4 protein-coding genes are annotated in these 7,494 nt (G+C 60.7%); 3 read left to right on the top strand and 1 reads right to left on the bottom strand.

The window, feature by feature from the left end; all coding sequences use genetic code 11:
* On the bottom strand, positions 1-4,598 hold a 4,598-nt coding region (traA, locus tag AB4Z23_RS25410), incomplete at its 3' end, for a Ti-type conjugative transfer relaxase TraA (protein ID WP_441360949.1).
* Positions 4,599-4,820: 222 nt separating this feature from the next.
* Between traA and AB4Z23_RS25405 the strand changes: the two genes are divergently transcribed.
* From AB4Z23_RS25405 to traG, 3 genes are read left to right on the top strand one after another with little or no spacing between them, the layout of a single operon-like run.
* Positions 4,821-5,108, top strand: a complete 288-nt coding sequence (locus AB4Z23_RS25405) for a TraC family protein (protein ID WP_112157714.1) — start codon at positions 4,821-4,823, stop codon at positions 5,106-5,108.
* Positions 5,098-5,331 (top strand): conjugal transfer protein TraD, encoded by a 234-nt coding sequence (locus AB4Z23_RS25400; protein WP_013637342.1) that lies wholly within the window; start codon positions 5,098-5,100, stop codon positions 5,329-5,331. The genes AB4Z23_RS25405 and AB4Z23_RS25400 overlap by 11 nt, the downstream gene beginning before the upstream one ends.
* The gene (traG, locus tag AB4Z23_RS25395) at positions 5,328-7,247 is read left to right on the top strand and encodes a Ti-type conjugative transfer system protein TraG (protein WP_441360948.1); all 1,920 of its coding nucleotides are present in this window, start codon (positions 5,328-5,330) and stop codon (positions 7,245-7,247) included. Before AB4Z23_RS25400 ends, traG begins: the two co-directional genes overlap by 4 nt.
* The last annotated feature ends 247 nt before the right edge of the window (positions 7,248-7,494 follow it).

Genomic DNA, 7,494 nt, shown 5'->3' with positions numbered 1-7,494 from the left:
CGGTCGAGTACACGCCGGTGGCGCTCTGCTACGATGTTCTGGCTTGCCTGCATGCGGACAACCTTCTGCAGCACCTTCAACTGTTCCCGCATTACCTCGAACGCACGGCGCTGAGCAGGCGGCACGCGATTGATAACATCCAGCTCTCCACGCAGGATRGCATTGCGGCCGAAGCGCTCGTCGAGGGCGCGGCTCACGGTTGCAAACTCCTTACTAATGGCGGGATCGAGCGAGCCGGCAGCGACGTCGAGCCTGCYGTTCTTTTTCTTCATCGCCACTGAGAGTTCTCTCAGTGCATCTTCGGCGGACGGCGACAGTCCCGGGATGGCAATGCTCATGCGCTGGCGCTCCTCAGTGATCGCCTCCCTCTCTGCATCAAATGCGGCCCTAAATGAGGTGGCCAATGACCGGACACGGCTTGCCGCCTCCGGGACGGCACGGAAAGCCTCCTTCCGCTCCTGGCCGACAGCGAGCAATTTGTCCATGATACGGCCGGAGCCTCGCAACGCGCCGTAGGCAGCGGGATCATTGCTGATGGCCGCAGCGATCCGCTCACCGGCAAAGCCCTTCAGGATCAGATCTTCAATCTTTCCGACAGCACCTGCCGGATCGCGCCAGATACGCGCTGCCGCGTTCGCAAGGGCGGCGCGATTTTGACTGTAGTGAGGAACAGCTCGCGCCCTCTCCCGCGCCTCGTGGTCGATCGGGGTTTCAAACTCTGTTACAACTGCAAGCATTGGCAACACCGGCACCGTCTCTTTCCCAGGCACGACGCTGGCGCCGGTAACGATCCTGGAGCGATCTTTCCTTTCGGCAAGATGCTGTTCTTCGGCAAAGCGGCGTATGGCGGCAAAAAGACGATTGAGCTTTTCGCGCCGGTCGAGGTCAAGGTCGTCCGGCATGCGCTCGATCATGTTGCGCTGGGCAACAGTGTCTGCCTTGTCGGTGAAGGCGGACCAGCCGAAGCGAGCGTTGAGAGCGTCGTTGACCCCCCTCACCTCTTGAACAAAAAGGCGATCCTCCGCCGCGTAGGCGAAGGCCGTCTTGTAGGCATCCTTGCCACCGCGCTCGCGTACGGCTTCGATTTCGGCAAGGAGCGCCATAGCCGGTTTGGAAAGCGCCGGGATCGACAACGACATATGCGCGCGCCGTTGCTCCTCTCGCATGCCGAAGCGTTCGACTTGGCGGCGGAACTCTGTGGCATGGGCACGCGCCAGCGGCAGCAATTCGGACAAGGCCGACACCGCCGCATCGCGCTCGGAGCGGGCCGCGCGGCCATCGACAAGAAGATCCGATCCATGCAGACGGCCGAGGCGCTGCGGCGAGGCCTCAAGGTCGTCGGCAAGCTCGCGGGGCGCAATCCGCGCGTCGGAGGCAAGCGTGTTCAGTCTGGCAAGCGCGCCTTCGGGATCGCGATAGATCTTTTGCAAGACTGGGCGAAGAATGGCGTCGCGTTCCTTCCAGTGATCCGAGCGAAGCTGCGCGCGGCGGGCATCCTCGCCGACACTACGGGAAAACAATGTTTTCGGCGGGATGAGATATTGTCGATCCGTCGGAATTTTTGCCGTCCGGGTTTCGGCTCGTTCCTCACTATAGGAAACACGCTTCTCGCTTTCGATCGCGAAGCCGAGCGCCACGCTCGCCCGCTCCCAAAGCTTCGCCACTTGCTCGCGCTTCTGCGCCAGCCACGCCAGCTGCCGCCCCGCCCCGTCCTCCATCCAGGCTGCGACACCGGAGAGCGTATCGATACCGCGACGCTGGGCAAAATCCCGAGCGTGCGCCTGGTAGCCGGCCTCGCTCTCGAAATCGAGGGTCGTCGTCTTGGYGCCGGAGCGGCCAAGACGCTCCACCAGTTGCTTGAACAGTTCCGGCCGATGGCTCTCCTCATCTATGCGCTGCCGGCGAACCTCTCCCGTTTCGATCCGTTTGGCAGTCCAGACGTTTCGATCGACCGTCCGTTCCTCGAACCTCTTCTCTCCGGTTTTCTCGTCGATGACGGGCACCGTCACCGTCACCCGTTCGACACCGTCCTTGCGCAGCGTCACCGTGTCGCCTTCCGACACGTCGGCCTCCTCCAGGGCCTTTGGCAGGCTCACGCCCCAGAGCCGATGCACGGTTCCGTCGTCCGTTTTCACATCGGCATAGGGGCTTTGGTCGGCATCCTCGTCTTGCGGCCTGAACTTCGCATTGCCGGTTCCGACCAGCTCGCCCGTGACGCCTGCGGCGTGATCAACCCGGGATCTTTTCCCCCATTCCGGCTTCGGCTCAAAGTCCTCGCGAGCGGCATAAAGATCGGCCCGATCGCGATGGCGGGTCATCGATACGTATGTCAGGTGCTGATCCATCAGCCCGGTTGCGAGCACGAATGTCCTGTCGACGGTCGCACCTTGGGACTTGTGAATGGTCGCAGCATAGCCGTGATCGACATTGCGATAGCTGTCTTCGCTGATGACGACATCCCGGCCATTATCGAGACGGACCGATAGCAGTGGGCCGCCGTGCGTGTCGCCGGTGGATACGACCGTGCCGAGCATGCCGTTCTTGACATATTGGGGTCCAAGCTTTCGCGCACGCGGCTCGAGGAACCGGGCGTTTTCGAGGAAGATGATCCGGTCGCCGACGGCGAACTCCCGCACGCCTCGCTCCGTGTAAAATTCACGAGAAACGGTCAGGGCGCCTTCATCTTTCATGACGTTGCGCAGCGCTTCATTGAGCCGCCTCACGTCGTCATTGGTATGGGCGAGAACGAGCAGTTCGTCACCACGCAAGCGGGCCGGCTGTTCTTTATCGGCATGTTGCTGGATGAGGTCGCGGCGAGCGCGCGTCCAGTCTGCAACGATGCGCTCAACAGCTTCAGCCCGGCTCTCCGCCTCAACGATACGCCCCCGCTGCGCATAGGCATCCAGCCCCTCCTCGACCTTGCCGCGGGCGAAAAGACGGGAGGCCTCTCGCGCCCACTCTTCACGCTGGCGCCGCACACCGGCAAGTTCGGCAGAACCGATCCGTTCGGAAATCGCCCGAAAGGCTGCGCCGGCCTGGATCGGTTGAAGCTGCATTGCATCGCCGACCAGAACCACCTTGGCTCCGGCCTCCTCGGCGCGCTTGAGCACACGCGCCATCTGCTGCGACGAGACCATGCCAGCTTCATCGATGACAAAGATGTCCCGCCGGTCGAGGAGATCGCGTCCGTTCTCCCAGGCTAGTTCCCATGAGGCGAGCGTGCGCGATCTGATGCCGGAACTATCCTCAAGCCCTTCGGCCGCCTTGCCAGCAAGCGCCGCCCCGAAGACGCGGTAGTTGCCGCTCTCCCAGGCGATGCGCGCCGCGGCAAGCAGCGTCGATTTTCCCGCACCGGCATGCCCGACCACAGCGGCGATGCCAGTGTCGCCGGCGACATGATGGACAGCCTCCACCTGTTCGCGATCAAGCGTGAACGGATTTTCCGGATTGGCGGTTTCTATGGTTCTGACAGCCGCCGCAATTTTCGCGTTGGCGACGCCGAAGCCCTTGCGCCGGGCCAGAACTTCCGCCGACTGCGCCATGTCGTATTCGGTGCGCAGGATATCGCGTGTGGTGAAGACCGCAGGTTCGGCCACCTTGCCGGTCTGCAGGTTCGCCTGTTGCGGCTTCAACAGTACGAGATCATTAGAGGCCATCAGCTTGGAGCGTATGTTGGCGAAATCAGCGGGATCGTCGACATAGCGGTGCAGTGCCTTGGCGATGTCCCGTTCATCGAAGGTGGAGCGCTCGTTGCCGAGTTGTTTCAGGAGTAGGTACGGATCGGCCAGCAGCCGGTCGGCCATCTCCTGCCGGCGCGCGAGATCGGCCGGCGCGAAATACATCGCGACACCCTTGCGGGCGAGCGCTGCCTTTTCCGGCCCGAGATGTTTCTGGGCAATCCCGTCGAGCCCCTGTTCGGCATAGGAACGCCCGTCGAGGCGGATCTCATGGCCGGCAAGCCCCAGATGCCGATTGGCCGTATCCGCCCAGGCGATCTTCCATGCCTTCATGGTTTCCTTGTCGCCGGCCCAGAGCCTGTAGACGATCTTGCCCTTCGGTCGGTCCGGCGTGACGACCCGCAACGGCTCGCCGTCGGCGCCAAGCACCGGCACTTTCTTCGGCCCGAAACCCTGTTCCGTCAGAGGTCGAAGCGCGGTCATCAGGTGGATGTGTGGATTGCCTTGCCGGTCATGATAAACCCAGTCGGCGATCATGCCCTTGGACGTCAGATTGTCCCGGACGAACTCGCGCACAAGGGCGATGTTCTCTGATCGCGTCAACTCTTCCGGAAGCGCGATGATCAACTCGCGGGCAAGCTGCGCGTCGGCACGAGTTTCGAATGCGTCCACTGCATTCCAAAGAGCCTCGCTGGCCGCAACGACGCTCTTCCCATCGATGACCGCGCGCAGCCAGGCCGGTACCTGGTCCGGCAGCGCCAACTCCTCGTGTTTCAGTTCGGCCGCGCCGCCAAGGTAACTGAAGGAGGTTCCGGCCTGTTCGTCCATCATCCGCGCCCGATGACGATAGGCGGCGGCCGAAACGATACTGCGTCCCGCTCCCCTGCTGATCACCTGCGCTCTGACGAACATGATCGCCACTAACGTCTCCAGTCCTTCCAGGCACGTCGCGTCAGCGACGTATATTGCGCCCTCAAATCAATCGGCCTGACAAGACCGATGCTGCTTTTCCAGAAGACGGCCCTGCTGGGATTTCCAATATCGACGTTTGTGGGCTTGTGTACGGTAGCGCTTTTGACTACTATTTTCTAGTCAGTTAAATGACGGGATGAAAATTTCCAAAGACGTTGAGAGGACTTGCCTATGGCCACTAAGCCGGCGCTCATGGATATTGATGCTCAAATTGAGAAGCTTCGCGAACGACGAAAAACTTTAATAGTGAAATCAGCTGATCGTTTCGCGCGTGCGGCAACGAAGTCGGGATTGGCAGAGATGGAGATCGCTGACGAGGAGGTGGATCGCATCTTCGACGAGATCGCAGCGCGATTTCGCAACGGCGAGAAGAAGCAGGCCGCTGGCTCACCTGCTTCGCCGCGTGGACAGGCAAATGGAGCGACTGGTTCGGAAACGGAGGCTCCACATGACATCTGACCGAAAGAAGGGAGCGAGAGAAAAGTTCTTGCTCGGTGACATTGTCGTTCGCGCGGGCCTGTCGAACGCCGATCGGGCTTTCCTGCTTGGCGGACTTCTCGAAATGAAGCGGGTCGTGCCGGGGACACCTGAACATCGGCGTATTCGCGATATCGGGGAGCTCGCCTTCAGGGCCGCGGCATCCAGCGGCAGGGTGGAACGCTTTGCGAAGGCGTCGGAGTGAAGGGAAAGGCCAAACCTCGTCCAAGCCTCTTGCTTATCATCATTCCCATCGCCGTCACCGGTTTTTCCTTTTACGTCGCCCACTGGCGTTGGCCTGAATTGGCGACCGGCATCACAGGCAAGACGCAATACTGGTTCCTTCGGGCGTCACCATTGCCCGTCCTTTTGTTCGGGCCGCTGGCTGGACTGCTGGCGGTCTGGGCGCTGCCCCTCCATCGGCGAAGGCCCGTGGCGTTGGCAAGCTTTCTCTGCTTTCTCCTGATGGCCGGCTTTTACGGGATGCGCGAGTTCGGTCGGCTTCAGCCGCTCGTGGAGAGCGGTGTGCTGACCTGGGATCGGGCGCTCTCATTCGTCGACATGATTGCGGTCGTTGGCGCAGCGATGGGATTCATGGCGGCCGCGGTCGCGGCGCGCATCTCGAGCGTCGTGCCCGAACAGGTGACGCGCGCCAGGCGCGGAACATTCGGAGATGCAGACTGGCTGCCGATGTCGGCGGCGGCACGGCTGTTTCCCGATGATGGTGAAATCGTTATCGGTGAGCGCTACAGGGTCGACAAGGAACTCGTCCATGAGCTGCCGTTCGATCCGAACGATCCGGCCACCTGGGGACGTGGCGGCAAAGCCCCGCTGCTGACCTACGCCCAGGATTTCGATTCGACCCACATGCTTTTCTTCGCGGGCTCTGGTGGCTTCAAGACCACCAGCAACGTCGTGCCGACGGCGCTCAGATATACAGGCCCGCTCATTTGCCTGGATCCGTCCACCGAGGTGGCCCCGATGGTCGTTGACCACCGAAGAGATAAACTCGACCGAGAGGTCGTTGTGCTCGATCCGGCAAATCCGATCATGGGATTTAACGTGCTCGACGGCATCGAGCACTCGCTAAAAAAGGAAGAGGACATTGTCGGCATCGCGCACATGTTGCTCTCGGAAAGCGTGCGCTTCGAATCGTCGACTGGCTCTTACTTCCAATCGCAGGCGCACAATCTGCTGACCGGTCTTCTGGCGCATGTGATGCTGTCACCGGAATATGCAGGACGGCGAAACCTGCGCAGCCTGCGCCAGATCGTCTCCGAGCCGGAAACCTCCGTGCTAGCCATGCTGCGCGACGTACAGGAACACTCCGCGTCCGCCTTCATCCGCGAAACGCTCGGCGTCTTTGTTAACATGACCGAGCAAACGTTCTCAGGCGTCTATTCGACGGCATCGAAGGATACGCAATGGCTTTCGCTCGATAATTACGCGGCACTGGTTTGCGGCAACACGTTCAAATCGACCGAGATCGCTGGCGGAAAGAAAGACGTCTTTATCAATATCCCCGCATCGATCCTGCGGTCCTATCCCGGTATCGGTCGGGTGATCATCGGCTCGCTGATCAACGCGATGATCGAAGCGGATGGTGCGTTCACGAGGCGAGCGTTGTTCATTTTGGACGAAGTCGATCTGCTTGGCTACATGCGCGTGCTTGAAGAGGCGCGCGATCGCGGTCGCAAGTATGGCGTTAGCATGATGCTGATGTACCAGTCCGTCGGGCAACTGGAACGGCACTTCGGAAAAGACGGCGCGGTCTCATGGATCGACGGCTGCGCTTTCGCGAGTTACGCCGCGATCAAGGCACTGGATACCGCCCGCAACGTCTCTGCCCAATGTGGAGAAATGACTGTCGAAGTCAAAGGCAGTTCTCGCAATCTCGGCTGGGGTACGAAAAACAGCGCATCGCTCAAATCAGAAAACATCAATTTCCAGCGCCGCCCGTTGATCATGCCGCACGAAATCACACAATCGATGCGCAAGGACGAGCAGATCATTATCGTCCAGGGCCACAGTCCGATCCGCTGCGGACGGGCGATCTATTTCAGGCGGAAGGACATGGATATGCACGCCAGGCCCAACAGGTTTGCCAAGCTGGGACCTTGACGGCTCAGGCGTTTTCTTGCGGACCGTATTCGGCTTCCATTGGCCATTTCGTTGCCTTCATCAGCGCCAGTGCCGCGTCGATCGCCTTCTAGCGCTTCGATCAGGTCGTTGTGTCTCGTTGAAAGATGAGCATGGACACCGAAGAATTGACGATGTGCTAGTTCAACCCGTCCTAATGCTTCTCCAGTGTAGATGACAGATGCTTCTGTATCGTAGTCGTCGCGGCCGCCGCTTCCTCAAAGGGTGC

The sequence above is a fragment of the Agrobacterium sp. MCAB5 genome (assembly GCF_052114365.1).
Lineage (GTDB): Bacteria > Pseudomonadota > Alphaproteobacteria > Rhizobiales > Rhizobiaceae > Agrobacterium > Agrobacterium tumefaciens.
Note: the sequence above shows the minus strand (reverse complement) of the source record. Positions and strands in the feature narration are given on the sequence as shown.